Below are 26,073 nucleotides of genomic sequence, written 5' to 3' on the forward strand. Positions count from 1 at the left end.
TTGCTGTGACTCAACCTGAAGCTTTGCGATCGCTCTTAGCAGCCGTCGCCAATGGTAAAATAACCCCAGATAGGGCATTCGACTCACTCAAAGACTTACACTATGAATCTGTAGGTGACTTTGCCAAAATTGACCACCACCGTCAATTAAGAACCGGGTTTCCAGAAGTGATTTGGGGACAGGGTAAAACACCTGATCAGATTGCTCAAATTATGGAAGTCATGCGTCAACGCGGTTCCGTAGTCATGGCCACCCGAATTGAACCAGCCATTTATGCCACGCTGCAACAGAAAGTAAAAGAACTGCAATACTACGAAATGGCGAGAATTTGTGCCATTAGTCCTGCCAGTATTGAACCAAGATTCACCGGAACAATTACTATACTTTCAGCGGGTACAGCCGATTTACCCGTAGCCGAAGAAGCCGCAGTTACAGCCGAACTTTCTGGTTTCCGTGTCCAGCGTCTTTGGGATGTCGGTGTAGCCGGAATTCACCGCTTATTGAATAACCGTCACTTAATTGATTCCGCGTCAGTATTAATTGTGGTAGCAGGAATGGAAGGGGCTTTACCTAGTGTGGTTGCAGGTTTGGCCGATTGTCCCGTAATTGCTGTTCCCACCAGTATCGGTTATGGTGCAAGTTTTTCGGGTTTAGCACCTCTATTAACAATGCTTAACTCTTGTGCAGCTGGTATAGGTGTAGTTAACATTGATAATGGCTTTGGTGCAGCAGTTCTCGCGGGACAAATTCTCCGAACTGCTGAAAAATTAAGCTTGGCATCACAGAAATATGAAAGTTGACAAAATCAAATAGAGACCGAGCGTCAATAATGCGTAATGTCGCTTAAACTTTAGATGTCATCGGCTACTGTAAATTGTCACAACCAGACCATATAAAATATGAACTACCTAAGTGTAAGTGATTCAATCTCTCAGTTACTTTGGCATTTGCCTGTAGATATCACTTTCCTCGCGCAACAAGTTCGTGATGCTGATCTTATGGGTCAGGTACAACGAAATTGGAACCACTTTGTCCAGACTGGACAAATTTGGGCTTTATTGATTGGTTTGATTATTGGCTATATGCTCAAAAGTCTAACAAGTTACGGTTAAGGTAATTTTAGATTTTAGATTTTGGATTGGTACTGAATTCAAAGTCTAAAATCGCCAATTGTGATTTCCTCTTCCTTCTAATTTATGACCGAATATGACCGAAAAACAAACTTGGAGCCAGCGGTTTGAATCCGCGTTACATCCGGCAATCGCTCGTTTTAATGCCAGTATAAGTTTTGATATTCAACTTATAGAATATGACATCACTGGTTCCCAAGCTCATGCCAAAATGCTGGCTCATACAGGGATTATTTCTCCAGAAGAAGGAGAAGAATTAGTTACAGGTTTAGAACAAGTCCGCCAGGAATACCAAGAAGGCAAATTTCAGCCGGGTATTGATGCTGAAGATGTACATTTTGCCGTAGAAAAACGACTGACTGAAATTATTGGCGATGTTGGTAAAAAGCTACATACTGCCCGTTCTCGTAATGATCAAGTAGGTACTGATACCAGACTCTACCTCCGCGACCAAATTACCCAAATTCGTCAGTATTTACGGGAATTTCAAACTGTATTACTGGAAATAGCTGAAAAAAACGTTGAAACTCTGATTCCTGGCTATACTCACCTGCAACGCGCTCAACCAGTGAGTTTAGCCCACCATCTGTTGGCGTATTTTCAAATGGCACAACGTGATGGGGAACGCTTAGGAGACGTTTATAAACGAGTGAATATTTCTCCTTTGGGTTGCGGCGCTTTAGCGGGAACTACTTTTCCCATTGACAGACACTACACAGCAAAACTATTAGATTTTGATAGTGTTTATGCTAACAGTTTGGATGGAGTGAGCGATCGCGATTTTGCGATCGAATTCCTTTGTGCAGCAAGTCTGATTATGGTTCACCTCAGCCGTCTCTCAGAAGAAGTAATCCTCTGGTCATCAGAAGAATTTCGCTTTGTCACCCTCAAAGATAGCTGTGCCACAGGTTCCAGCATCATGCCCCAAAAGAAAAATCCCGACGTTCCCGAATTAGTGCGCGGGAAAACAGGACGTGTCTTTGGTCATCTCCAAGCCATGCTAGTAATTATGAAAGGGCTACCCCTGGCATATAACAAAGACCTACAAGAAGACAAAGAAGGTATATTTGACAGCGTTAACACCGTTAAAGCCTGTTTAGAGGCCATGACAATTTTAATGCGGGAAGGGTTAGAATTTCGCACCCAACGCCTTGCCCAAGCAGTCACAGAAGACTTTTCTAATGCTACCGATGTCGCAGACTATCTAGCTGCTAGGGGAGTACCTTTCCGGGAAGCTTACAACATGGTGGGCAAAGTTGTGAAAACCAGTATAGCCGCAGGTAAATTGCTCAAAGATTTGACATTGGCGGAATGGCAACAAATACACCCAGCGTTTGCAGCCGATATTTATGAAGCAATATCCCCCCGTCAAGTAGTTGCAGCCCGTAATAGCTACGGTGGTACTGGTTTTGCCCAAGTTAAGCAAGCTATCCTCGCAGCCCGGACTCAAATCAATACTTAGTCAGTACTGAGTATTGAGTACCGAGTACCGAGTACCGAGTACCGAGTGGTGAGTGCTGAGTTGTATTCATTTTCTGCCTCCTGCCTCCTGCCTCCTGCCTCCTGACTCCTGCCTGGTCACTGAGCTTGCGATGCCCTGAGCTTGTCGAAGGGTCGAAGTGCTGCCTCCTAGTCCTAACGAAAAGACTTATTCAGCAACCCCTAAATAAGTAAGGGCGTACAAATAAAATAAATGTACGCCCGAAGATAAAACATTAATTCAAGAGTAGTTATTTAAACAGTTAATTCATTTCAGCCCCATCAACTGCTGCTGCTCCTGTTCCTTCTTCTTCTTCACTCTTAGGTGGTCTTTGTTGGAACCTTCTTTGCATTCTTCCTGTAGTCGTCCGTTTACGAAACTTTCTGGCATAAGCCTGGTTCCGTAGCGCCTTTTCTTTTTTTGGATTACGGCGCTTGGCCATATTCACCTCATGAATAAACAACAAAAAAATCGGCATCTAGGCAATATCAGCTACCGATGTTATTGATATACTTTTAGCCTAGTGCAGAAAATCAATATACTTGAAACAGTATACTAGTCTACCGTATTACAGGAGTCTATGTCAAGCTAAATTTAGAATTATTTCTGCAAAAGTGAAAATTTAGATGTAATTCATCTATCCGTGAGATTACAAGTGGTTTCTTGATTTCCACAAAAATATAGATGCGATACAAACACCTGTTTAGTTAGAGAATTAGTCAATAATTCAAACCAGCAATACATTTGAGAAATTCAGCTTTTTGGGCAAATTTTCCTGAATTTATTTTGCTAACATATAGCAATCCTAAATCATAAACCCTAGTTCTTCGACTGCGGCAGCATAGGTCTATGTTCAGTACTAGGGAACTAGAAAGTACAGTACAAAAATTTGCAGTTTAAACATCCTTGCTATTTTTACACCAGTGATCCAGTCAACACGTTCTTTATGGCACTTTGGACAAACAGTATTGGGTATTATATTTCGACATCCCATTACTGGTACTAGTGTTATCCCGATTTTACCTGATGGTCGAATTGTGCTAATTCGACGGCGAGATGATGGTTGCTGGTCTTTGCCTGGTGGTATGGTGGACTGGGGAGAGGATATTCCTAATGCAGTCCGTCGGGAGTTAATGGAGGAAACCGGACTTGAGTTATTGAAAATTCGGCGTTTGGTTGGAGTTTACTCTGCACCAGATCGAGATCCTAGAATTCATTCAATTTGTATTGCGGTTGAAGCTGAAGTACAAGGAGAAATGAAGGTTAATGACTCCTTAGAAGTATTGCAAATTCAAGCTTTTTCTCCTAGTTCCCTACCTCAACCACAGATGTCTCATGACCATGCTCGCCAGTTACAAGACTATTTAAATGGTTTAACAACATTGGCATAATAAAAGGTAAGTATTCAGGATAGAGAATACTCCAAGTCAGGAGAATAAAGGCTTTATTAGTCAAATTTGATGATTTTGATAAAATCTCACTTCTCTCTATTCTGCATTTCATAAGCATTCTGAACCGCAGGTCTGCGTAGCGTCTCCTGACTCCTGACTCCTGAATTCTTACAATAAAAGTTGGAGATTTTAGATTTTGAATTTTAGATTTAATCTGTAATCTATCATTTAATATCTAGAATCTGTTAACAGTTAGTGCATAAGTTAATATGAGTATGCTATTTCGTAACTCCCGGAGAAAACTTTCTCAAGGGCTATTGTTTTGGCTTGAAGTTGGTGAAGGAACTCCAGTAATTTTTTTGCATGGTGCTTGGAATGATAGTAATCAATGGGTATCAGTCATGCGATTACTTTCTCAAGATATCCATTGTTTGACACCTGATTTATTAGGTTTTGGTGAATCAGAAAACCCTAATATTCACCATTCAATAGATTTACAAGTAGATTGTTTAGCTGAATTACTCCAAGCTGTGAAATTAGAAAAAGTCTTTTTTGTCGGAGATTCTATAGGGGCTTGGATTGCAGCTAGTTATGCTTTAAAGTATCCAGAACAAGTATCTGGTTTAGTACTGTTAGAACCAGAGGGTGTAGGGATATCAGGACAAGAACAAAGTTGGCAAAAAATGCTGCAATTGTTTAATTGTTCACCGCTCTTAGTCAAAATTTTACGCTTACTAAAACCTTTAATTAAATTAATTGGTTGGGAACAAAAAATTACTGAAGACTTACAACTAAGACAAAAATTGTTGCAATATCCTACAGCTTGTCACTTACTATTTAACCGACAGCAAGCAGAAATTGAGGCAGAGTTATTACAAAATCGTTTGTACTCCCTAGAAGTACCTTGTTTAATTTTGCAAGGTGGTCAAGATACAGCAAATGCTTTAGCTAAAAGTAATGCTTATGCGCGACTGATTCCTAAAGCTGAGTTAAAGATAATTGCCCATGCAGAAAATAATTTACCAGAATCTTGTGCTGGGGTTGTAGCTGGATATATTCGGGATTTTGTTAAGGAAAATTGGTAATTGCTAATTTATATGGTGGCTCGTTAAAGCAAGGCTCAAATTAAACAATTTTATCTAAAGTTTGCTGCCAATCTTCGACAAATATTCCTTCGCTTGCAAATCGTGATATGTGTTTTAAATTGGTTGTCACAACAATAACTTCATCAAAACTCTTTAATTGAATAATTGCCTGAGCAGCAAGAATAACATCACCGTCTAAACTGTCATTACTTGCTGTCGGTTTTCCTTGGTTTCTTACCCATGCCCATAACTCTGCTGCTTTTCGCATTGTTTCAGGAGTTATGGGAATCAGAAACATTTGGCTTAGTGCATCGAGACGCTCTAAACTCTTTTTCTTTTCTTCTCTGATTAGTTCACGTCGAAGCTCATAGTCGGCTATTTCTGGCACACGTATTGCAGTTTTATTCTCTCGTAAAGATTTCAACCATTGCTGTACTTTTGGGTCTATTTTTGGATGGCTAACTTTACTCAATGGATGAGTATCTAACAATACAACTCTACTTTTGGGTGGTTGGATAAACGGTAATGTCATTTCACTCATTTTTGCTGCTACAGTGAAACCCTATTTTGGTTTAAAGCAGCTTCGATCTGAGGATAGTTTTCTTGATCATAATTTGATTCATCAGCCATCCATTCATCTACAAGTTCTATAATTTTTTCTAATGAATTATCATTTTCTTGTTGTGTACTGCTGACTGGTTCTATTTTGAAGGGCATTCCGATGCTGTTAGTTGATATGGGTTGTGCCTTCCCTACATAGCATATAGCAGTGGGCGTGAAGCCTAAGCTAGATTGATTTTGATAGACGGAGGATATTTTATTGTGAATCAAAGCATCAACTTTTGCCCTAACATCTAGTAGCTCCTCTACAGAAAGAGCATCTAACTGCTGCATAATAACATCAATCATTAATGTTTTAGGCATAATTTCATGAGGTGTAAACTGCTATCTCTATTCTATGCTATCTGTAACTTGTTATGTTTATTTACTTTAAAAATTCATATTTCTATTAACTATTCCCAAATAAGATTTTTCCCATTCCTAAAAAAATCAAGTTTTTTTCGGCAATTAACCTTGCTGCTATGTCTGGAAATCTGGCTTGTAAATAGGTTGTTAACAAATTACTATCTCCTCCGGTAATTACGATTTTGCTGTCAGGAAATAAAGACAACCAAGATTCTACAAAATCTTTAATTCCTGCTAACAATGTGTAAATTACTCCACTTTGAATTGCATCTGGTGTGTTCATGGCAAAACGTGGTGGTAGTTCTATTATTTCCTTAATTTCTAATAATGGTAATTGTCCGGTTTTTTGACCGAGTGTTGTTAGTTGTAAACCTAAACCTGGCAAAATTGCGCCTCCAATTAAACGCTGATTTGCATCTGTACCTGTAAAAGTCAGTGCTGTACCGGCATCAATCACTAATATGGGAAATCCCCATTTTTTGCCGGCTCCATACAAAGCAAGGGCGCGGTCAATTCCTAGAGTGGGATACATACCCTGGAGAGGGATGTTGTTTAAGGTAATTAAGCGCACATTAGGGTAAGTTTGCCAAAGTTGTGTTTGGCTAGGAACTACGGAGGCTAAAACGAGAGTTATGGGGAGATGGGGAGAGAGGAAGATGGGGAGAGAAGAAGATGGGGTAAGAGGAAAAGTATTCGTTTGAGCTAACTGTTGTATATCAAACTCTGATATATGGGGTGTATGCCAGGTTGAGTGGAGAGTTTGGTTGATAAACAAAGCCCAATGCAAGCGGGAATTACCAATCATCAATGCTAACCAACGGTTTTCGTTCACAGTTTTAAGTTTCTTAAGTCAGCCATAGGTTTTTTAAGAAAAACTAACATTCAACCCGTGTCACAATAAAGCAAGAGGAATAAATACTCATTTTGTCAAGGAGGGGAGTTATGGTGTTACTCACCGATAAACATGAAGGGCAGGGAAATCCAGCCTCGGAAAAACGGCTCACCATACAGACTGTAGAGATTGCTGAAGATACGACGGCGATTAGGTCTTTGGATTGGGATCGCGATCGCTTTGATATCGAGTTTGGTTTGCAAAATGGTACAACGTATAACTCATTTCTCATCCGTGGTGAGCAAATTGCTTTAGTTGATACGTCTCACGAAAAATTTCGTAAGCTCTATTTTGATACACTCACGGGTTTAATCAATCCTGAAGAGATAAATTATTTAATTATCAGCCATACAGAACCAGACCACAGCGGCTTGGTTAAAGATTTGCTGCAAATGGCTCCTGATATTACTGTAGTCGGTTCTAAGGTAGCGATTCAGTTTTTAGAAGATTTGGTACATCGTCCTTTTAAACGCCGAATTGTCAAAAATGGTGATCGCTTGGATTTAGGAAACGGACACGAATTTGAATTTGTAATCGCTCCTAATTTACACTGGCCTGACACCATTTTCAGCTTTGACCACAAAACCCAAACTCTCTTCACCTGCGATGCTTTTGGCTTGCATTACTGCACAGAAAGCACTTTTGATGATGACTTGGCAGCAATTGAAGAAGATTTTAAATATTACTACGATTGCTTGATGGGGCCAAATTCCCGTTCCGTGTTGTCGGCGATGAAGCGGATGGCAGAATTGAAAACTATCAAGATGATTGCTACTGGACACGGGCCGTTACTCTACCATAATGTCGAGGAACTAACCGGACGTTATCGCAGTTGGAGTCAAGGACAAACCAAAGCCGAAACACCAGTGGGGATATTTTACGTTTCCGAGTATGGCTATAGCGATCGCTTGGCGCAATCAATCGCCAATGGTATCGCTAAAACTGGCGTAGCGGTGGAAATGGTCGATTTGGGTGGAACGGTTGATTTACAAGAGTTGCGAGAGCTTGTAGGACGCTGTACAGGTATAGTTGTGGGAATGCCCCCAGCCACTGAAAACCCCTCAATTCAAGCTGCACTTAGCACCGTTTTAGGTTCTGCAAAAGAAAAACAAGCGATCGGTATTTTTGAAACCGGTGGTGGAAATGATGAACCAACTTACCCACTATTAAATCAATTCCGGGCTGCGGGTTTGAGTGTTGCTTTCCCCGTGATTGAAATTCGGGAAACACCGACAGACAACACCTTCAAAAAATGCGAAGAAGCCGGAACCGACTTAGGACAGTGGGTAACAAGAGACAAAAGCATCAAAGCCATGAAATCCCTCGGTGCTGACTTAGATAAAGCCTTGGGGAGAATTAGCGGCGGTTTGTACATCATTACTGCCAAAAAAGGCGATGTATCTAGCGCCATGTTAGCTTCTTGGGTAAGTCAAGCCAGCTTTAAACCATTAGGGTTTTCCATTGCAGTAGCCAAAGACCGAGCGATTGAATCACTCATGCAAGTAGGCGATCGCTTCGTTCTCAATGTATTAGAAGAAGGCAACTATCAACCATTGATGAAACACTTCTTAAAACGGTTCGCTCCCGGTGCAGATCGTTTTGAAGGAGTCAAAACCCAACCAGCAGAAAATGGCGCACCCATTTTAGGTGATGCCCTAGCATACATGGAATGTGAAGTAGTCAGCAGAATGGACTGCGGCGATCACTGGGCAGTATTCAGCACAGTCTACGCTGGAAGAGTATCAAATCCTGACGCACTTACAGCAGTTCACCACCGCAAAGTCGGAAACCATTATTAAATCATTCTTTCTTGTCCCCCCTCCTCGCTTGCGGGGAGGGGGCTAGGGGGAGGGGTGTTATCGCTGTGGGAAAACGATTAGAGCCTAAATAACACCAACGATTAATATCAAATGATTCAATATCATAAGATAACGGGTTTAGGAAAAGGGGTTCCTGTCCCTTGGCAAAGTCCACCAGAACTCTGGAAACAACTTAAACCTTTAGCCCGACAGATGCGAACAGAAGCCACATTAGCAGAAAACCTACTTTGGCAAAAATTAAAAAATAAGCAACTGCTAGGTTTTAAGTTTCGTCGTCAGCAGGTTATTGATAGATTTATAGTTGACTTTTATTGCCATGAAGTCAAATTAGTAATTGAGGTAGATGGCGAAATTCACAATTACACTCAAGTAGAAGATGCTATTCGACAAGAGTTTTTAGAGTCTTTTGGTTTGCGGGTGATCAGGTTTAATAATGAGGATGTTTTGTTAAGGATAGAAGGTGTTTTAGAAGAAATTTCGCGTTGGTTGCAATAAAACCCCACCCCTAGCCCCTCCCCGCAAGCCTACGGTGTACACACAAGTCTGAAAATTCCTACTAGTACTTGGTTTCGTCATCTAGTTTGAGGTTGTGCGATCGCTCTGGAAGCCTGTCATTGCGTTCGCGTTAGCGTCTCGTAGAGAGGAAGAACGACGAAGCAATCGCAAAAGCCCACCGGATTATGTGATTACTTCGCTCCGCTCGTAATGACAATTCAAGGGGTCTATAACGCCTAAAACCCTTGCAGATAGTACTTGTGTGTACACCGTAGGCAAGCGAGGAGGGGAACAAGAAGGAAGACAGACTTTTATTCATAAATTCTTGATTTGATTGAATCTTTTAAGGAAATAAAACCATGCCAGAAAATACTAAGCCCCGTGATGTTCAAATATTGCCAATTGGAACAGATACAACAATATTAAGATCGCGCAGTTGGACAAGGTTACGATTTGAAATAGAATACGCTTTAGCTAAAGGTACAACGGCGAATTCTTTTTTAATTCAAGGTGATAAAATTGCCTTAATTGACCCACCTGGGGAAACTTTCACCGAAATTTATCTCCAAGCTTTACAACAACGGATTGATATTAAAGCTGTTGATTATGTAATTCTTGGTCACGTCAATCCTAACCGGGCTGCGACATTAAAAGCTTTACGAGAAATTGCCCCACAAATTACTTTTGTTTGTTCCAATCCCGGAGCGATAAATTTAAAAGCAGCATTGGAAAATCAGGATTTACCAATTTTGGTAATGCGGGGAGATGAGACCCTAGATTTAGGTAAAGGACATGATCTGCAATTTATTCCTACACCTAATCCCCGTTATGCAGATGAACTTTGTACTTATGATCCCCAAACAGAAATATTATTTTCTGATAAGTTATTTGGGGCGCATATTTGCGGCGACCAAGTATTTGATGAAGGTTGGGAAGTCTTTAACGAAGATAGGCGTTATTATTTCGATTGTCTCATGGCTCCCCATGCCAGACAAGTAGAAACAGCTTTAGATAAATTGGCAGATTTACCAATTAGATTATACGCCACTGGTCACGGACCCTTGGTAAGATATGCCCTACAAGAATTAACCCACTCTTATCGGGAATGGACTCAACAGCAAACCAATGCTGATATGAGGGTGGCTTTGATTTATGCTTCCGCTTATGGGAATACTGCAACTGTAGCTCAAGCGATCGCACGTGGTATAACCAAAGCAGGTGTTAGTGTCGAGTCAATTAACTGCGAATTTACCGAACCCGAAGAAATCAAAGCCGCAGTTGAAAAGTGCGCCGGTTTCGTCATTGGTTCTCCCACATTAGGTGGACACGCACCCACACCAGTCCAAACAGCTTTAGGAATTGTTCTTTCTACCGCCACAAATAATAAATTAGCTGGTGTTTTCGGTTCCTTTGGTTGGAGTGGAGAAGCGGTTGATTTAATTGAAGGGAAACTCAAAGACGCAGGTTACAGATTTGGTTTTGACACCATTCGCGTCAAGTTCAAACCCAATGAAGTCACCTTACAAACCTGCGAAGAAGCCGGAACCGATTTCGCCCAAGCACTAAAACGCGCTGCGAAAAGAGCAGTTGTGGCTAAACAACCTGCAACTAATGTAGAACAAGCGGTTGGTCGGATAGTTGGTTCTCTGTGTGTAGTCACCGCTACTCAAGGAGAAGTGAAAACCGGGATGTTAGCATCTTGGGTGACACAAGCCAGCTTTAACCCTCCTGGTTTAACCATTGCGGTAGCTAAAGAACGGGCTATGGAAACTCTAACCTACACTGGTAATCAATTTGTCGTCAATATTTTGGCTGAAGGCAGAGAAATACGTAAGCAGTTCATGAAGGTTTACGCCCCCGGACAAGATAGATTTGCGGGTTTGGAAACAGAAGAAGCTAGTAATGGCGGTATTATTCTCAACGGTGCTTTAGCTTACCTGGAATGTTCTGTTCAAAGTCGTATGGAAGCCGGTGATCATTGGTTGGTTTATGCGACTGTTAATGATGGGAAAGTGTTAAATCAAGATGCTGTGACTGCTGTACATCATCGGAAATCGGCGAGTTATTATTAAGAACCTCACCCCTAGCCCCTCCGCTGTTTCGTGGAGGGGTAATTTATTTACCCATTTGGCCTAATTCTTCTCGTAATACTCGCCGTAGGGTTGCTTCTAAGGGTTCACGGCTTTGTTGAATATACCCAAGCAAAGCATCATTAATCAATGTTTGGTAATTTCCCCCACCTGCTTGGTGTACTTGCTCACGAAACCATGCCAGTATTTCATCATCTAGGCGAATTGTAATCCGAGTTTTTCCCGGTGGTGTGGGTTCAATCGCACCCCGTTTACCTTGACTAAAATTATACTCAGTTTCCATAGTTTATTCTTCCTCATATTATATGCACATTTGTACATACTAACAAAGTAGGAATGCTCAGTTAATAAAATTGTAGCGACTGTCTTAATTGTCAAGCGATCGCTTTCCTCCCCCCAAGCATCGCATTTTTGGAGTTTGGACAAAGGTGATGTAAATGCAATATGCAGGAAACTAAAAAATATATTTCATAAATTTTATTTTTATGCTATGTTTACCAGCCTTGCAAAAAAATAAAATCATTAAACCGTGTTTAATCCCTCGTTCCCAGACTCCGGCTGGGAATGCCTAATTTACATTGTACAATGTGAATAACAGAACAATTCTATTGTCTACCAGAACGAACTGCCCCCAAACCCAGAAAAAAAGCCACTTTACCCGATTTTGTGCTGGTAGTTGTGATTGTAGAATCTCAAGAAGACAAGGAAAAAATATTTGCTCGTTTGCTCGTTCCCAGACTCCGGCTGGGAATGCCTATCAGGAGGCTCTGCCTTCAACCCCAGAATACAAGCCACTTTACCCGATTTTGTAATGGTAGTTGAATCAGATCCTCATCAACGTAAAGTTAGTCAAATTCTAGAATTAGATTAACAAATTAGTTTAGATTCTACAATATGAATAACAATGTGATATATTAAAGATGTCAATAAAAAAAGGGCAGACTGTTTCGCAGCCTACCCAGGTTCATTACAAAGATACGAAAAGTAGTTACAGCTACTTAGACGTACTTTTTATTTGTTGGTATTAATCCATCTCCCTAAAATTTGCTCAATTGAACTGAGCATCAAAACACCGGAGTTAGCAGTTTCAGCGAGCTTATTAAAGATGAAAGCTAAGATAAGCAAAGCTAAAACAACTAGAACATAGTTTTTCATTCTGGTTGTTCCTTATTTTAATTTTACCTCATTCAACATTCTGCTTGATTGAGGAATTCTGCGTAAATATAAAAATTTACACTAATAACAGTATAACTCAAATTCATCAAAATCGAAAAAGTAATTTTTTTATTTGATGTGCAAAATTGTGATGCGATGAAGTTTTGCTAAACAAGTCTGTTGATTCTGAAAATTTCAACCCAGAACAATTGCACTAATAACCTGAAATGAATACCGTCACCTTAAACCTAGATCCAATTATTCGCCTTACAGATGATCAGTTTTACCAACTCTGTATGGCCAATAAAGATGTAAGCTTAGAACTTAATGCACAGGGAGAATTAATTATTGTGCCACCAGTAGGAGGAGAAAGCGGCCGTAGTGAATCTGATTTAAATTTTAAAGTCAGTCTTTGGAATCATCAAACTAAATTAGGAATAGTATTTAGTTCCTCAACAGTATTCCGACTTCCCAATGGTGCAAAACGTTCACCTGATGTAGCTTGGATAAAACTAGAACGCTGGGAAGCACTAACAGCAGAAGAACGGGAAAAATTTCCCCCACTCACACCAGATTTTATTATTGAACTGAGATCAAAAACCGATAGATTGAAAACCCTGCAAGAAAAGATGCAGGAATATATAGATAATGGTTTGCGTTTGGGCTGGTTAATTAATCCCCAAGACAAACAAACAGAAATTTACCGACCTGGAAAACCTGTAGAAATCGTTCAACTTCCTGCTGTACTTTCTGGAGAAGACGTTTTACCAGGATTTGAATTACAGCTTTAAAATTAAATTTAAAATTAAAAACCAAAAAAGTAACCCACCCCGCAGCCGGAATGGGTTACTTTTATTTAACGCAATTTAACGGTTTGGCCGATAGAGCGTCGTAGTTACTACTTAGTAGCGACCACGACCGCCGCCACCGCCGCCACCACCGCCGTATCCACCGCGACCGCCGCCGCCGCCGCCACCGCCGAAGGAACCACCACGGTCTTCTTTGGGCTTGGCTTTATTAACTTTCAAGTCGCGACCCATCCATTCAGCACCGTCAAGTGCTTCGATAGCCGCTGTTTCTTCTGCTTCTGTACCCATCTCTACGAAAGCAAAACCGCGTACACGGCCTGTTTCACGGTCAGTGGGGATCTGAACACGCTTTACAGAACCGTATTCTGCAAAGACCTGTGTTAAAGCATCCTGTGTAACTTCGTAAGAAAGATTACCTACGTAAACCGACATATTATGTCTCCAAAATCACGGGTTTGTAGAGATTTAGATTTCGGAGAGCAGTCTGTAAATACCACAAGTGGAAAGCCTGTCAATACTAACAACAAAACACTAATCGCCGAATTAATTCTCTCCACAATCATTACATATAAACCGGCTTTTTGGGTGAAAATTTCACAAAATTTTTATAAACTTTTTTATCAGCCCTTGCAAACTGCTTACTGGCTGGTATTTCAACCCAATTGGTGAGCGGTGAAGACAAGCCTAGCCAGGATAGATAAATAGAAGTTTTCCGCTAAATTATCCATTGATTCCCTCATAAGTTCCAATTTTAGCGGAGGCCAAGGATTTTATGCCTGGTTGCAGAATGAGGTTATTGAATTGCAACCAATTGGCTAGAACTGGCAACACCTAACTGCTAATCCGCTTTTCCAAGTATTGCCCAATCATCAGTTGCTCACCAGCACGGGAAATTATACTCTGTCTGGTGCGGTATTTATTACCAATGAGTTTGATTTCTTCTTCAAAGACTGAGTTGTTGTACTCAGTTCGCAAACACATGGTTTGGGGATTGGGGAAATAAAATTGGGCGGTAACTGGTTTAGTTGTAGCAAAACCGCGATCGCGATACAAAATCTTTCCCAACACACCAAACACCGTCATCCCAGTCGATTCTTTTCTGGTTGTGTGTATATCAGTGCTTTCCCAAGTGACTTTAGCACCACAAGTCAAAATCTCTAAATTTGGCAAATCATGTAACTGAGCCAGTTTTTGCAATTCATCTTCCCCCTGTTCTAAAAACCGGATGGTAATCATACTCACCATCTCTTGAGTTTCTCCTTGGGGTAGGGTGTAATAGCGCCGTTCAGATCGCCAATCACCTACTGATGCTAGGAAAAACTCTGCAATCTCCTGTTGATCAGCAGTTTGGATAATTTTAAGCGGTGATGTCACTTATTACCTTCCTCATCTAAACAGTGAATAAGTTGCTTTCGTGCCTGTATTTTTTCTGCTCCGTAAGTCCATATCCTTGTGATGATTCTGGACTTATCCTATGATGGCAACAAAGGCAATAATTGTTTACTATTTGTAATGTTTACACAAAATACTCAAAAATACTAGTCCTGGAGGCACATTTCGGATAAGGAAATAGAAATGGTAAAACCGCTAACCAATTAAGTAGAAAGAACGGCGTAAGCCTTACTGCTGATAGCACAGCATGGCAAAAGCGATGGTTTGATATTTTTGTTTTTTCATCCCACCTACTCAAATCATGACTAATTACCTATTACCTTTTGCTGACAAAATCTTTATACTTATTTTATAGTTTCTGGGATCATTAGAAATTATATACATCTATATCCTCTGGATATAGTAAAAATTCTGTCAGTTTTATTTAGTAAAAAAAGTAATTGGGGATACATAAGTAGCATGAAAAATCTAAATTTTTATCGCTATTTTTTGTCATTCGTATCTATTGAAAATTACTTGCTAATAAACTGCGATTTGAGTGCAAAGACTCCCTCAATTGGAGAAAGATTCATGATTTTGGACGGAAATAAGTCAGAAAAACAGGTGAAAAGCCCCACTTCTCTAGTTGCCAGCCCAGTCATGAATGGCCATAGTTTATTAATATTCTGTTTACTGGGATTATTGACAGCAAGTTGTGGTTCATTGCCAAAAGAATCAGCTGAAGCGCAGTCTAGGCAACCGGGTGGTAGAGAAAGAGGTAACAATGAAACTGCTGTAGATGTAGCGATCGCACAGACAAACTTATTAAGCCCCTCAGCAGAATATATAGGTAACACCACAGCATTTCGGATAGTTTCAGTGCGATCGCAAGTAGAAGGGCGACTACTAGCATTAAATCTAGACGTTGGGGATACAGTCCAACGAGGACAAATCATCAGCCAGTTAGATGATGTTCTCCTCAAGACAGGATTACAGCAAGCAGAAGCAGAACTAGCATCCCGTCAATCAGAAGTCGCCAGGGCGATGACCCAGGTAAGTAATGCAAACGCCGAAGTAGAAAAAGCGCGGTTAGAAGTAGTACAAGCCAAAGCAGATTCCCAAAGACAACAAAAATTATTGAAAGAAGGCGCAATTTCCGAACAAGTCGCCCAACAAGCTCAAACCAAAGCTCAAACCGCAGCCCAAGCCCTACAAGCCACAATTGAACAAGTCAGAACCGAAAAGCAAGCCGTCGCAGCCGCCCAAGGTATAGTATTTGCCCAACAAGCAGCAGTTTCTGCCGCCAAAGAACGCCGTTCATACTCCCGCTTAATTTCCCCCATTACTGGCATAGTCACAGAAAAAGTCACAGAACCAGGTAATCTCCTCCAACCAGGTAACGAAGTCTTAAAAATTGGTGACTTCAGTCGAATTAAAGTCGTAGTCCAAGTATCTGAATTAGAACTAGGAAAAATTCAGGTTGGACAATCTGTAAAAGTGCGACTAGATGCTTTTCCAGAGACAAATATCATGGGTAGAGTTACCCGTATTTCTCCAACCGCCGATAGTACAGCCCGTTTAGTACCCATAGAAGTAGTAATTCCCAATAGCGGTGGAAAAATTGGTAGTGGACTACTAGCGCGAGTCAATTTTACTTCTGGGACACCACAGCGAGTCGTAGTGTCACAAACAGCAATTACTGATTCCCAAAGACAAACACGACAAGAAGAAAACAATGGCAAAATATTTGTCTTGGATGAAAAAGACGGTAAACCCAAGGTCAAAGAAAGAACAGTAACTTTAGGGAAAACAGCAAACGGTAAAGTAGAAATTCTTTCTGGCTTACAACCAGGAGAAAGTTATGTTGTTCGCAGTAGTCAGCCATTAAAAGATGGTGCAGTTGTGAAATTATCAATTTTGTCAGAAAAATAACAACAAGCTGGAAAAATGCAGACAACAAACACTAACAACGGCTTTAGTATCAGTGCTATTTCTATCCGCCAACATATTGGCACACTCATGCTCACCTTGGCTGTGATTGTCATGGGCGTATTTTTCATCATTCGTTTACCTGTAGATTTACTTCCATCTATTACCTATCCCCGCATTGGGGTGCGGATAGAAGCCCCAGGGATTTCTCCAGAGGTAGCAGTTGATGAAGTCACCAAACGTTTAGAAGAGGCCTTTTCCGCGACTGAAGGTGTAATTCAGGTTTTTTCCCAAACCCGTGAAGGTCAAATTAGTTTGGATTTATACTTTCGACCGGGAGGAAATATTGACCAAGCCCTCAATGATGCCACAGCATCCTTTAACCGGTCTAGAAACCAATTACCAGATAATATTGGAGAAGCACGGGTATTCAAAATTGATCCTTCCCAATTACCTGTTTATGAATTTGCCATCACTTCACCCACCCTTAAAGGTGTTGATTTACGAGTTTTTGCCGAAGAAGAACTAGCCCGTGAATTGGGTGTGGTAGAGGGAGTTGCCGGGGTCAGTGTATCGGGAGGAGTGAAGGAAGAAGTCAGGGTAAATATTGATTTAGACCGCCTCCAAGCCGTTGGTGTGGGTTTGACAGATGTACTCAATGAACTCCAAAACCGCAACCAAGATATTTCCGGTGGTCGGATTTTAGGAACAAATTCAGAAGCTTTAACCCGGACTGTGGGACGCTTCCAAAGTGCTGATGAACTTAATAATCTTTCTTTTGAAGTATCCGCGCCAAATTCTGCTATCAAAAATCGTGTTTACTTGCGAGACTTTGCTGAAGTTATTGATGGCTCAGAAAAACAGCGAGTCTATGTTTTTCTCAATGGCGAAGAAGCAGTAAAAGTCAGCGTTCAAAAACAGCCAGATGCTAACACCATCAACGTTGTCGATGGCGTGAAAAAACGTCTAGCAGAACTGCAAAAAGGGGGTGTGATTCCTCAAGAAGCAAGTCTCACAGCTACCTTAGATGAATCGAAATTTATCCGTGATTCCATAGCGAATGTGACTACTTCTGGGTTAATTGGCTCAGGTTTAGCTGCGATCGCAGTTTTACTCTTTTTGGGTTCTCTACGCCAAACCTTTATTATTGTTGTCGCCATTCCCCTAGCATCTTTGACAGCAATTATCTTAATGGGTTTATTTGGCTTGTCACTTAACGTTTTTAGCTTAGGTGGTTTAGCATTAGGCGTGGGAATTGTGGTTGATAATTCCATCGTCATGTTAGAAAACATAGCTGAGGGAATTAATCAAGCAAAAATTCGCAATCAAGACTCAAAATTATCAGTTTCGTCAATTATTCAGCAATCTGAAGACAGCAGCCGAGAAGTAGAATCAGCTTTAGTTGCTTCCACCAGTACTAATTTAGTTGCAGTATTGCCATTTTTATTAATTGGTGGTTTTATCTCATTACTCTTCAACGAGTTAATTCTCACCATCAGTTTTTCCGTAGCGGCTTCAATTTTAATTGCCGTTACCGTTGTTCCCATGCTGACATCGCGCTTATTAAGTCTACCCTTTTCCAGTTCCCTCAATAATTTTTGGCCACTGCGGGTATTTAATAGCCGTTTTGAGGCAGCAACAAGAGCTTATAGTAGTTTTTTAAGTGGTATATTGCGCTGGAGATTGTTGACAATTGCGATCACAATTATCTTATTAGGTGGTGGTAGCTTTTGGATAGCGCCTCAACTTCCCCAAGAAATTCTCCCCCGCATCAATACCGGACAAGTCAACTTAATTGCTCAGTTTCCCCCCGGTATACCCTTAGAAACTAACCAAAAAGTCATGAAAGCTGTAGATGACATTCTCCGTCAACAGCCAGAAACGGAATATGTATTTTCTACAGTTGGCGGTTTTCTTTTTGGTAACAATAGCAGTGCTAACCCTCTGCGAAGTTCCAGTACTATTACCCTTAAACCAGGCTCAAACGTAGAGACTTATGTTGAAAGTGTCACCAAAGAATTTAGCAAGCTTAACTTAGTAGATATTCGTCTCCGTCTCACCCCTGGTCAAGTGCGGGGTTTAATTCTTAACAACTCCCCTATCCGCAACGCTGATGTTGACATCATTCTCCAAGGAAATGACTCCGACACTTTAGAACAAGCCGGTCGGGAATTATTAGCAAATTTAGAACAAAAAGCCACCGCAGTCCGTTTCCGTCCTGACGCAGATGCACGTCAACCAGAAATTCAGATATTACCCGACTGGGAACGAGTTGCAAAAGTTGGTTTAAATACCAAAGATATTGGAGACACAATCCAGACCGCAATTGAAGGTAGTATACCCACCCAGCTACAACGCAATAACCGTTTAGTTGATGTCCGGGTACAGTTAAACGAAACTTCTGTACAATCAACTTCTCAGTTAGAGAGATTACCTCTATTTGTGGAAGGTAATCAACAAATCCGCTTGAGTGATGTAGCGAAAATTGCCGAAGCTCAAGCACCAGGAGAAATTCAACGGATTAATCAGCGTCAAGTCTTCCTAATTGCGGGTAATTTGGCCGAAGGAGCAAGTCTAACTCAAGCACTAGAACAGGTAGATCAAGTCCTCAACAGTGCAAATTTCCCTCAAGGGGTGAGTCTTTTACCCAGTGCGACAGCTGAATCTAATAAAGAACTACAAAACTCGCTGCAAGTTTTAGGGGGATTAGCCATCTTCTTAGTCTTTGTCGTCATGGCTGTACAATACAATTCCCTCGTAGACCCTTTTGTAATTTTGTTTACTATTCCTCTAGCATTAGCTGGGGGTATTTTTGGGCTTTATATTACTGAAACTGCCATTGGCGCAACAGTAGTTGTTGGTGCGGTCTTGTTAGTAGGTATTGTGGTTAACAACGCCATTATTATGGTGGAACTGGCTAATCAACTTCGGGAACGAGAACATATTGACCGCAAAACCGCAATTTTAAAAGCCGCACCCCAACGTTTACGCCCTATTTTGATGACAACCATCACGACTGTTTTAGGTATGTTCCCTCTCGCGTTGGGAATTGGAGAAGGTTCAGAATTTCTCCAACCATTGGGTGTGGTCGTATTTTCTGGTTTGTCTTTAGCAACAGTGCTAACACTGTTTATTATCCCCTGTTTCTATACGTTGCTACACGATTTAATCGGTGGACGTTGGGCAAAACCCATATTTATCAGGTTGCGGATTTGGAAGAAGAAGTACCAGTAATATCTAGGACTTGCTGAAAAAGTCTTTTGGTTAGGGCTAGGAGTCAGGAGTCAGGAGTCAGGAGGAAGAATTAGAAGAAGAGAAGAATAGTCTTGAATCTGGTCAAGTAATAGGTTTTTGGTAGTTCCAACGCTTATTCCTTGCACCTGATTCACCTTTTTAACCTTCAAACTCTTGATATATCTAAGTTTTAGATTTATATGCCTAACGGCACGCTCCGCGAACAGCAAGCCCTATCTAGTAATTTATAGGGGTGTATTGCAATATGCCCCTACAGTAATTCCTGATAAACTGCCAATGTTTCCTGATTTACACGGGCAATACTGAGCGACTCTAGATTTTCCTGTGACCGATGTTTCCACCCTTGGAGGATATCTGGGTTACTTAATAGCTTAACTAAGGCTTCAGCTAAAGCTTGACTATTTTTAGCTGGTACTAAAACGCCAGCTTGACCATGATCTAAGGCTTCGGGGATGCCGTCTACCTCTGTTGCAATAATGGCAGTCCCGGCTTCCCTGGCTTCTGAAAGTACAAGGGGACATGGGTCACGGTGAGAAGCAAGAACAAAAATATCACAAGAGAGTAAGTAGCCTTGCGGTTCTGATTGGAACCCTTCAAAATGGATACGACTGCTGACAGAAGTTGCTTGTGCTTGGGTTTCAAATATTTCTTTATCGGGACCATTTCCCACTAGATAAAGATGTGCTGTGGGGAAATCCTGGGCAATTTGCTCAAAAGCAGCAATTAATTCAGTGATACCTTTACGTTTATACATTCCCGCTACAGTTGCGATCGCAGGATGTTGTAAATTTAAAGGTTGATAATCCGATATTTGTCGGGTACGAGGACTACCTAAAGTCCCATTGCGAACTACCCGCAACTTATTTTCTGGGATACCACGTCGCACCATCGAAATTTGCACAGACTTACTAACAGCAATTACCCTTTGAGCTAAACCCATCAGTAAACTAGCACGCTGAAATTCGTTATGTACTGTAGAGACTAAAGCATACTTATTTCTGAATCTTAAACTATGTGCTAAAACCAAGCCCGTCATCATATGGGCATGAACTATATCCGGCTTAAATTTTTGTACAATTTCCCGATAAGCCACTGCTGCTTTTATGATATTTACTGGCTGGCGATTTTGGTCTATTTGGTAGTGTCTAACACCAAACTTATGCAATAGTTTCTCATACTCTCCCCCACCTGAAATTATTGCTACTTCATCACCATTTTTTGCCTGCAAACACGCAAGATCAACAGCTACATTAACAATACCATTACCTATTTCTTGAATATGATTCAATATATGTATGATTCGCATAACCTGTAAAAGGCTTGTTTTAATTGTACAGTTTTTTAAATAAAATAGAAGGAAATTAAAACTCCTCCTAAGAGGATATCTAAGAAGTTTACTTCAGGCTTTTTTGTCAAGCGAAAGGAAGAATCTCAATCGTTCGTTAATTTATAAGATGCTGAAGTTTATGCCTCCCTACCCTGAAGAAAGTAAGCTAGAGCATGACATTTTACACTTCTCAGATATCCTCTAAGCTTCCTTATATCTTATTCCTCATAAGTTTTATGTTATTGTAGTTTCTATTTCTGCTCTATCATATACAAGATGATTATATTGTCTCTATTCCTATATGGGTATTTTTTGTTAGCTTTAATTGTCACCTGTAAATAAATAAAACTTTCATTAACGGCACCAATAATCAGCAATCAAATTAAAAGTAGTATGTTTTTATCCACAGTATATTGAACTCAAAATGGTACATCAATAATTGAATTACCAAAATTATTAACTAAATCAAAGGTATTCGGCGGACTGGAGAATTTCGCCATTTGAAGCGACGTATAAACCTAACTGATAGCAAAATTTTCCAAGCCTGAAAAGACAAGATGCTTAAATCTAGTATTGGTAATAAACTTTTAAAATTTCTTTGCTTGATTGCTACCAAAATCCAATGCAATTTTAAGTATTTCTGGATATCCTGAAAATCAGGTATTTTAGAGCGATGCTGTACATCCACTAATGTGTAAATTTTCTTCTTCATCAGAATATTTGTAGCTAATCGTTGCGATAAAGAAATTTTTTGATTATAAGCACCAGTCCAAATAGTACGATAGGCAAGACATTGATTTAGGAAAATAGCATCGCCAAACTGGGCGATATGAATCCATGAATCAATATCATCACAGTTAGTATTAAGTGTCGAGTCCCAACCATGTGTTTTCACCAAAGCATCACGGCGGCAAGCTACCTGGGCAGGTGTGCCAAAAGGCACAAGTTCTAGGAGCATACCGTAGTGAATATCAGCTTGCGGAATATAGCAAGCTAAACCGCTACCAGATGGTCGAGTGCGACTGAGTTCTACTTCTTTGCTATCTACTTGAGCCGCAATACAAGAACATATGACAGCATCAGGATGGATAGCAATAGCTTTTTCCATTTCTTCTAGACAATTGGGTGCTAAGTAATCGTCATCATCCAAAAACTTAATCCATTCACCGTTAGCTTTTGCTATACCAGCATTTACAGATGCAGCATGACCCTGATTAACTGGGTTACGATGGTAAACTATACTATTTCCCAAGCTTTTAACAAAAACACCTGTATCATCAGATGAGCAGTCGTCCACAACAACTACTTCACAATCAATCGTCTGGTTCAGCGCCGAGTAAATCGCTCTTTTCAGCAAATGTAAACGGTTGTAAGTGCTGATGAGAATGGTAAATTTCATAAATAATACTGAACTGAATTCAGAAATACAACAGATATTGTGATATCAACAGGATAAATTAGCGCTACTTTATTTAGTGTTCCCAATTAAAAAGCTAAAATTGACCTCTATTTTCTAAGATTTAGCTACTAAGTGTTTTCAATACAAAAAATCAACAATCGCAAATATCTGGACTGTCAGGCAGTTATGGATTTATGATTGATGATTGTGGGTTTTTTTCAGAAATATAGATAAATTATGAACGCTCAAGAGATTATCCGCTCTATTGAAGCGGAACACCTAAAATCAGATATCCCCATCATTTATGTGGGTGATACAGTTCGGGTGGGAGTCAAAATTAAAGAAGGCGATAAATATCGCGTCCAACCCTATGAAGGAGTGGTAATTGGGAAACGTAACGGCGGCATCAACGAAACAATCACCGTCCGTCGAGTTTTTCAAGGTGTGGGAGTTGAGCGAGTATTTTTGCTGCATTCTCCCAGAATTGACAACATCAAAGTCCTACGCCGTGGTAGAGTACGACGCGCTAAACTATATTATCTGCGCGATCGCGTCGGTAAGGCAACCCGAATTAAGCAACGGTTTGACCGCGCCTTGTGATTCATTCTCGCCAACCTTAGGCGAGAAATCTCAACCTGCAAGCGGCATCTGCCGCTAACTTGCATCTCAAACAAAAATAGGTTATAATCAAAGTCGAAATTGCGTTAAACTAAAAAAGTTCAGCGCAATGACTGAAACAAAGACAGCTTGTGCGCTCTTAGTTCAGTTGGTAGAACGCAGGTCTCCAAAACCTGATGTCGGGGGTTCAAGTCCTCCAGGGCGCGCTCAAAAGCAAAAAATATTGCCCGAAGCAAAAACGCATCTGTTGAACAAGCAGTCAGCGTTGATTATTTCGGGTATAATTATTTTTTACTTGCAGCTTTTTTGTTTCCATGTAAATGGGGTTGAAGCTGTAAACCTTGTCGAAAAATAGCAAGGTGTAGCTATGTAAGAAACGGGGGGAATAACGACCGTGGCCAAAAAAAATGAAGCAGAAATGCCAGAAACCGGAAATGGGTTTAGCTTAAACAACTTCTTCCAAGGAACAAAAGAAGAACTTGAGAAAGTAGTTTGGCCTAGTCGGAAGCAGTTGGTGAGCGAATCAGCAGCTGTGTTGTTAATGGTGACACTCTCCGCATCTTTGATATATTTGGTCGATGGATTGTTTGCTTGGGCAGCAAAACAGGTATTCTGATGACTTCTGCAACAGATGAACCACGGAACACTTTGCAGTCGGAGGAAGCGCTAGAAACAGCGCATAAGGAAGCACGCTGGTATGCAGTGCAAGTAGCCTCAGGCTGTGAAAAGCGCGTGAAGACAAACTTAGAACAGCGCATCCAAACTTTTGATGTAGCTGATAAAATCATCCAAGTGGAGATTCCTCACACACCGACGGTGAAAATCCGTAAGGATGGTAAACGCCAGCCAGCAGAGGAAAAAGTATTCCCTGGTTATGTGTTGGTGCGAATGTTGATGAATGATGATACTTGGCAGGTGGTACGTAACACCTCCCACGTGATTAATTTCGTGGGAGCAGAACAAAAACGTGGCACAGGTAAAGGTCGCGGTCACGTCAAACCATTACCCCTGAGTCATTTAGAAGTTGAACGCATCTTCAAACAAACCAGTGAACAAGAACCGATAGTCAAAATTGATATGGCTACAGGTGATAAGATAATGGTGCTTTCTGGTCCATTTAAGGACTTTGAAGGAGAGGTGATTGAAGTTTCGCCAGAACGAAGTAAGCTAAAAGCTCTACTCTCGATTTTCGGAAGGGATACACCAGTAGAATTGGAATTTAATCAGGTAGAAAAACAGAGCTAAATCCAAATGGCGAAGAAAGTAGTAGCGGTCATTAAACTGGCCCTGAATGCTGGAAAAGCCAACCCAGCACCGCCAGTAGGCCCAGCATTGGGTCAACATGGCGTTAACATCATGATGTTTTGTAAAGAGTACAATGCCAAAACAGCAGACCAAGCTGGAATGGTAATACCTGTAGAAATTTCGGTTTTTGAAGACCGGAGCTTTACATTTGTACTCAAAACACCACCAGCATCAGTATTGATTCGCAAGGCAGCGAAAATAGAAAGAGGCTCTAATGAACCCAACAAAAAGAAAGTTGGGAGCATCACCAGAGCGCAATTACGGGAAATTGCTCAAACCAAACTTCCTGACCTCAATGCCAATGATATTGATGCGGCAATGAACATTGTGGAAGGAACAGCCAAGAACATGGGTGTTACCATCACAGACTAAGAACTTAATAAATTTTGAGTTTTGAACACTGGGTTAAAAATTAGACTCAATCCAAAATCCAAAATTTAAAATCCAAAATTGTATCGGGGGAGAGGCTAAAAACTTCGGAATTACCCCAGGAGAAAAAAATGGGCAAGAAATTATCACGGCGCTTGCAGGCATTGCAAGACAAGGTTGAAGATAGGGACTACACACCGGTAGAAGCGTTAGCTCTGTTGAAAGAAACAGCAACAGCAAAATTCGCGGAAGCCGTAGAAGCTCATATCAGACTAGGAATTGACCCGAAGTATACAGATCAACAGTTGCGGACAACTGTTGCACTGCCTAAAGGAACAGGACAAATTGTCCGAGTGGCAGTTATTGCTAGAGGTGAAAAAGTTACAGAAGCAACCAACGCTGGTGCTGACATAGCTGGTTCAGAAGAACTGATTGAAGATATTCAAAAAGGGATGATGGACTTTGACAAGCTAATTGCTACACCAGATGTAATGCCACAGGTGGCAAAACTGGGTAAGTTGCTTGGGCCTCGTGGTTTAATGCCATCACCTAAAGGTGGAACAGTAACATTTGACGTAGCAAGTGCGATCGCTGAATTCAAAGCTGGTAAATTAGAATTCCGTGCTGATCGGACTGGGATTGTCCATGTTATGTTTGGTAAGGCAACTTTTGCGCCTGAAGATTTGTTAGTCAACCTCAAAGCTCTGCAAGAGACCATTGACCGTAACCGTCCTTCAGGAGCTAAAGGTCGTTACTGGCGTACATTGTATGTGTCCGCGACTATGGGACCATCCATTAGAATAGATATCAGCGCTCTACGAGATTTAAAACTGACTGACGCTGCATAATTTGGTAATGGTAATGGGTAATTGCTGAATATTATCGCCAATTACTAATAACCAATAACCACAATTTAATAAGCAAAGCCGGAGACAGCAGGTGCTAATAGCTTAATATCCTGCCGAGGTTACTACTTTCATGGCATAAAGTTTGACAAAAACAGTTTAACAACTGCGCCATCAAAAGTACTACTGTGAAACCCCGGCAAATGTAGCTGGGGTTTGTTGTTTTCGGCTGGTCAGGATAGAAAGTGACAGGTTACAAATTACAGGTGACAGTGAAAAGTGAACAGTAATAAGTAACTGAATCACTAGTCACTAATAAGATTTTGCCCTTGGAGGTGAAAC

The 26,073-nt window shown here is 40.9% G+C and carries 26 protein-coding genes, 1 tRNA gene and 1 other annotated feature; of the genes, 17 read left to right on the forward strand and 10 right to left on the reverse strand.

Features of this window, described 5'->3' with window-relative positions; all coding sequences use genetic code 11:
- Window positions 1-5: 5 nt before the first annotated feature.
- From larB to argH, 3 genes are all read left to right on the forward strand, one after another.
- Window positions 6-800, forward strand: a complete 795-nt coding sequence (gene larB / locus ACSQ6I_RS08205; RefSeq protein WP_438889860.1) for a nickel pincer cofactor biosynthesis protein LarB — start codon at window positions 6-8, stop codon at window positions 798-800.
- 99 nt (window positions 801-899) lie between these two features.
- Complete coding sequence (locus tag ACSQ6I_RS08210) at window positions 900-1,112, forward strand: hypothetical protein (protein WP_438889861.1); 213 nt, start codon at window positions 900-902, stop codon at window positions 1,110-1,112.
- Window positions 1,113-1,206: 94 nt separating this feature from the next.
- Window positions 1,207-2,592, forward strand: a complete 1,386-nt coding sequence (gene argH, locus ACSQ6I_RS08215) for an argininosuccinate lyase (protein WP_438889862.1) — start codon at window positions 1,207-1,209, stop codon at window positions 2,590-2,592.
- A gap of 280 nt (window positions 2,593-2,872) precedes the next feature.
- Here the strand turns inward: argH and ACSQ6I_RS08220 are convergent, their stop codons facing one another.
- Window positions 2,873-3,052 (reverse strand): hypothetical protein, encoded by a 180-nt coding sequence (locus ACSQ6I_RS08220; protein ID WP_015214714.1) that lies wholly within the window; start codon window positions 3,050-3,052, stop codon window positions 2,873-2,875.
- A gap of 481 nt (window positions 3,053-3,533) precedes the next feature.
- Between ACSQ6I_RS08220 and ACSQ6I_RS08225 the strand changes: the two genes are divergently transcribed.
- Window positions 3,534-4,001 carry an NUDIX hydrolase gene (locus ACSQ6I_RS08225; RefSeq protein WP_015214713.1) on the forward strand — a complete coding sequence of 156 codons (468 nt, stop codon included), beginning with the start codon at window positions 3,534-3,536 and terminating at the stop codon, window positions 3,999-4,001.
- A gap of 269 nt (window positions 4,002-4,270) precedes the next feature.
- The gene (locus tag ACSQ6I_RS08230; RefSeq protein ID WP_438889863.1) at window positions 4,271-5,086 is read left to right on the forward strand and encodes an alpha/beta fold hydrolase; all 816 of its coding nucleotides are present in this window, start codon (window positions 4,271-4,273) and stop codon (window positions 5,084-5,086) included.
- 40 nt (window positions 5,087-5,126) lie between these two features.
- Here the strand turns inward: ACSQ6I_RS08230 and ACSQ6I_RS08235 are convergent, their stop codons facing one another.
- The 3 genes from ACSQ6I_RS08235 to ACSQ6I_RS08245 form a co-directional block, all read right to left on the reverse strand.
- Window positions 5,127-5,627, reverse strand: a complete 501-nt coding sequence (locus ACSQ6I_RS08235; protein ID WP_438889864.1) for a type II toxin-antitoxin system VapC family toxin — start codon at window positions 5,625-5,627, stop codon at window positions 5,127-5,129.
- An 8-nt stretch (window positions 5,628-5,635) separates the two neighbouring features.
- Complete coding sequence (locus ACSQ6I_RS08240) at window positions 5,636-6,010, reverse strand: hypothetical protein (RefSeq protein ID WP_438889865.1); 375 nt, start codon at window positions 6,008-6,010, stop codon at window positions 5,636-5,638.
- Between the two features lie 85 nt (window positions 6,011-6,095).
- A complete protein-coding gene (locus ACSQ6I_RS08245; protein WP_438889866.1) occupies window positions 6,096-6,884 on the reverse strand; it encodes a pantothenate kinase in 789 nt (262 codons plus the stop codon).
- 110 nt (window positions 6,885-6,994) lie between these two features.
- Here ACSQ6I_RS08245 and ACSQ6I_RS08250 point away from each other — a divergent pair, with 110 nt between their 5' ends.
- The 3 genes from ACSQ6I_RS08250 to ACSQ6I_RS08260 all read left to right on the forward strand — a co-directional run bounded on the left by ACSQ6I_RS08250 (window position 6,995) and on the right by ACSQ6I_RS08260 (window position 11,331).
- Window positions 6,995-8,743: a diflavin flavoprotein gene (locus ACSQ6I_RS08250; RefSeq protein ID WP_438889867.1), complete on the forward strand. Its 1,749-nt coding sequence runs from the start codon at window positions 6,995-6,997 to the stop codon at window positions 8,741-8,743.
- A 111-nt stretch (window positions 8,744-8,854) separates the two neighbouring features.
- On the forward strand, window positions 8,855-9,259 hold the full coding sequence (locus tag ACSQ6I_RS08255; RefSeq protein WP_438889868.1) for an endonuclease domain-containing protein: 405 nt from the start codon (window positions 8,855-8,857) through the stop codon (window positions 9,257-9,259).
- A gap of 359 nt (window positions 9,260-9,618) precedes the next feature.
- Window positions 9,619-11,331 carry a diflavin flavoprotein gene (locus tag ACSQ6I_RS08260; RefSeq protein WP_438889869.1) on the forward strand — a complete coding sequence of 571 codons (1,713 nt, stop codon included), beginning with the start codon at window positions 9,619-9,621 and terminating at the stop codon, window positions 11,329-11,331.
- Window positions 11,332-11,374: 43 nt separating this feature from the next.
- Here ACSQ6I_RS08260 and ACSQ6I_RS08265 read toward each other — a convergent pair whose 3' ends face one another.
- Window positions 11,375-11,632 carry a BrnA antitoxin family protein gene (locus tag ACSQ6I_RS08265; RefSeq protein ID WP_438889870.1) on the reverse strand — a complete coding sequence of 86 codons (258 nt, stop codon included), beginning with the start codon at window positions 11,630-11,632 and terminating at the stop codon, window positions 11,375-11,377.
- A 728-nt stretch (window positions 11,633-12,360) separates the two neighbouring features.
- The gene (locus ACSQ6I_RS08270; RefSeq protein WP_438889871.1) at window positions 12,361-12,504 is read right to left on the reverse strand and encodes a hypothetical protein; all 144 of its coding nucleotides are present in this window, start codon (window positions 12,502-12,504) and stop codon (window positions 12,361-12,363) included.
- A gap of 227 nt (window positions 12,505-12,731) precedes the next feature.
- On the opposite strand from ACSQ6I_RS08270, the gene ACSQ6I_RS08275 reads away from it, so the two are divergent.
- A complete protein-coding gene (locus tag ACSQ6I_RS08275) occupies window positions 12,732-13,295 on the forward strand; it encodes a Uma2 family endonuclease (RefSeq protein WP_438889872.1) in 564 nt (187 codons plus the stop codon).
- 111 nt (window positions 13,296-13,406) lie between these two features.
- Here ACSQ6I_RS08275 and ACSQ6I_RS08280 read toward each other — a convergent pair whose 3' ends face one another.
- Entirely contained in the window at window positions 13,407-13,745 is a 339-nt protein-coding gene (locus ACSQ6I_RS08280) for an RNA recognition motif domain-containing protein (RefSeq protein WP_438889873.1), read from the reverse strand.
- Between the two features lie 399 nt (window positions 13,746-14,144).
- Window positions 14,145-14,687 (reverse strand): phycobiliprotein lyase, encoded by a 543-nt coding sequence (locus ACSQ6I_RS08285; RefSeq protein WP_438889874.1) that lies wholly within the window; start codon window positions 14,685-14,687, stop codon window positions 14,145-14,147.
- A gap of 588 nt (window positions 14,688-15,275) precedes the next feature.
- On the opposite strand from ACSQ6I_RS08285, the gene ACSQ6I_RS08290 reads away from it, so the two are divergent.
- Complete coding sequence (locus tag ACSQ6I_RS08290; protein WP_438889875.1) at window positions 15,276-16,616, forward strand: efflux RND transporter periplasmic adaptor subunit; 1,341 nt, start codon at window positions 15,276-15,278, stop codon at window positions 16,614-16,616.
- Between the two features lie 15 nt (window positions 16,617-16,631).
- Window positions 16,632-19,847: an efflux RND transporter permease subunit gene (locus ACSQ6I_RS08295; RefSeq protein ID WP_438889876.1), complete on the forward strand. Its 3,216-nt coding sequence runs from the start codon at window positions 16,632-16,634 to the stop codon at window positions 19,845-19,847.
- Window positions 19,848-20,118: 271 nt separating this feature from the next.
- Here the strand turns inward: ACSQ6I_RS08295 and ACSQ6I_RS08300 are convergent, their stop codons facing one another.
- A complete protein-coding gene (locus ACSQ6I_RS08300) occupies window positions 20,119-21,174 on the reverse strand; it encodes a glycosyltransferase family 4 protein (RefSeq protein ID WP_438889877.1) in 1,056 nt (351 codons plus the stop codon).
- A gap of 481 nt (window positions 21,175-21,655) precedes the next feature.
- A complete protein-coding gene (locus tag ACSQ6I_RS08305) occupies window positions 21,656-22,594 on the reverse strand; it encodes a glycosyltransferase family 2 protein (protein WP_438889878.1) in 939 nt (312 codons plus the stop codon).
- A 237-nt stretch (window positions 22,595-22,831) separates the two neighbouring features.
- Between ACSQ6I_RS08305 and rplS the strand changes: the two genes are divergently transcribed.
- The 6 genes from rplS to rplA all read left to right on the forward strand — a co-directional run bounded on the left by rplS (window position 22,832) and on the right by rplA (window position 25,734).
- The gene (gene rplS, locus ACSQ6I_RS08310) at window positions 22,832-23,194 is read left to right on the forward strand and encodes a 50S ribosomal protein L19 (RefSeq protein WP_015214696.1); all 363 of its coding nucleotides are present in this window, start codon (window positions 22,832-22,834) and stop codon (window positions 23,192-23,194) included.
- Window positions 23,195-23,345: 151 nt separating this feature from the next.
- Window positions 23,346-23,418 (forward strand) — tRNA-Trp (locus ACSQ6I_RS08315).
- A gap of 188 nt (window positions 23,419-23,606) precedes the next feature.
- A complete protein-coding gene (secE, locus tag ACSQ6I_RS08320) occupies window positions 23,607-23,828 on the forward strand; it encodes a preprotein translocase subunit SecE (RefSeq protein ID WP_013190422.1) in 222 nt (73 codons plus the stop codon).
- Window positions 23,828-24,457 carry a transcription termination/antitermination protein NusG gene (gene nusG / locus ACSQ6I_RS08325; RefSeq protein ID WP_323313565.1) on the forward strand — a complete coding sequence of 210 codons (630 nt, stop codon included), beginning with the start codon at window positions 23,828-23,830 and terminating at the stop codon, window positions 24,455-24,457. Before secE ends, nusG begins: the two co-directional genes overlap by 1 nt.
- A gap of 6 nt (window positions 24,458-24,463) precedes the next feature.
- Entirely contained in the window at window positions 24,464-24,889 is a 426-nt protein-coding gene (gene rplK / locus ACSQ6I_RS08330) for a 50S ribosomal protein L11 (protein ID WP_438889879.1), read from the forward strand.
- 128 nt (window positions 24,890-25,017) lie between these two features.
- Window positions 25,018-25,734, forward strand: coding sequence for a 50S ribosomal protein L1 (rplA, locus tag ACSQ6I_RS08335; RefSeq protein WP_438889880.1), 717 nt, complete (start codon window positions 25,018-25,020; stop codon window positions 25,732-25,734).
- Between the two features lie 60 nt (window positions 25,735-25,794).
- Window positions 25,795-25,961 (forward strand) — a sequence feature (ribosomal protein L10 leader region).
- Window positions 25,962-26,073: the final 112 nt, after the last annotated feature.

The sequence above is a fragment of the Anabaena sp. WFMT genome (assembly GCF_051781005.1).
Classification (GTDB): domain Bacteria; phylum Cyanobacteriota; class Cyanobacteriia; order Cyanobacteriales; family Nostocaceae; genus Anabaena.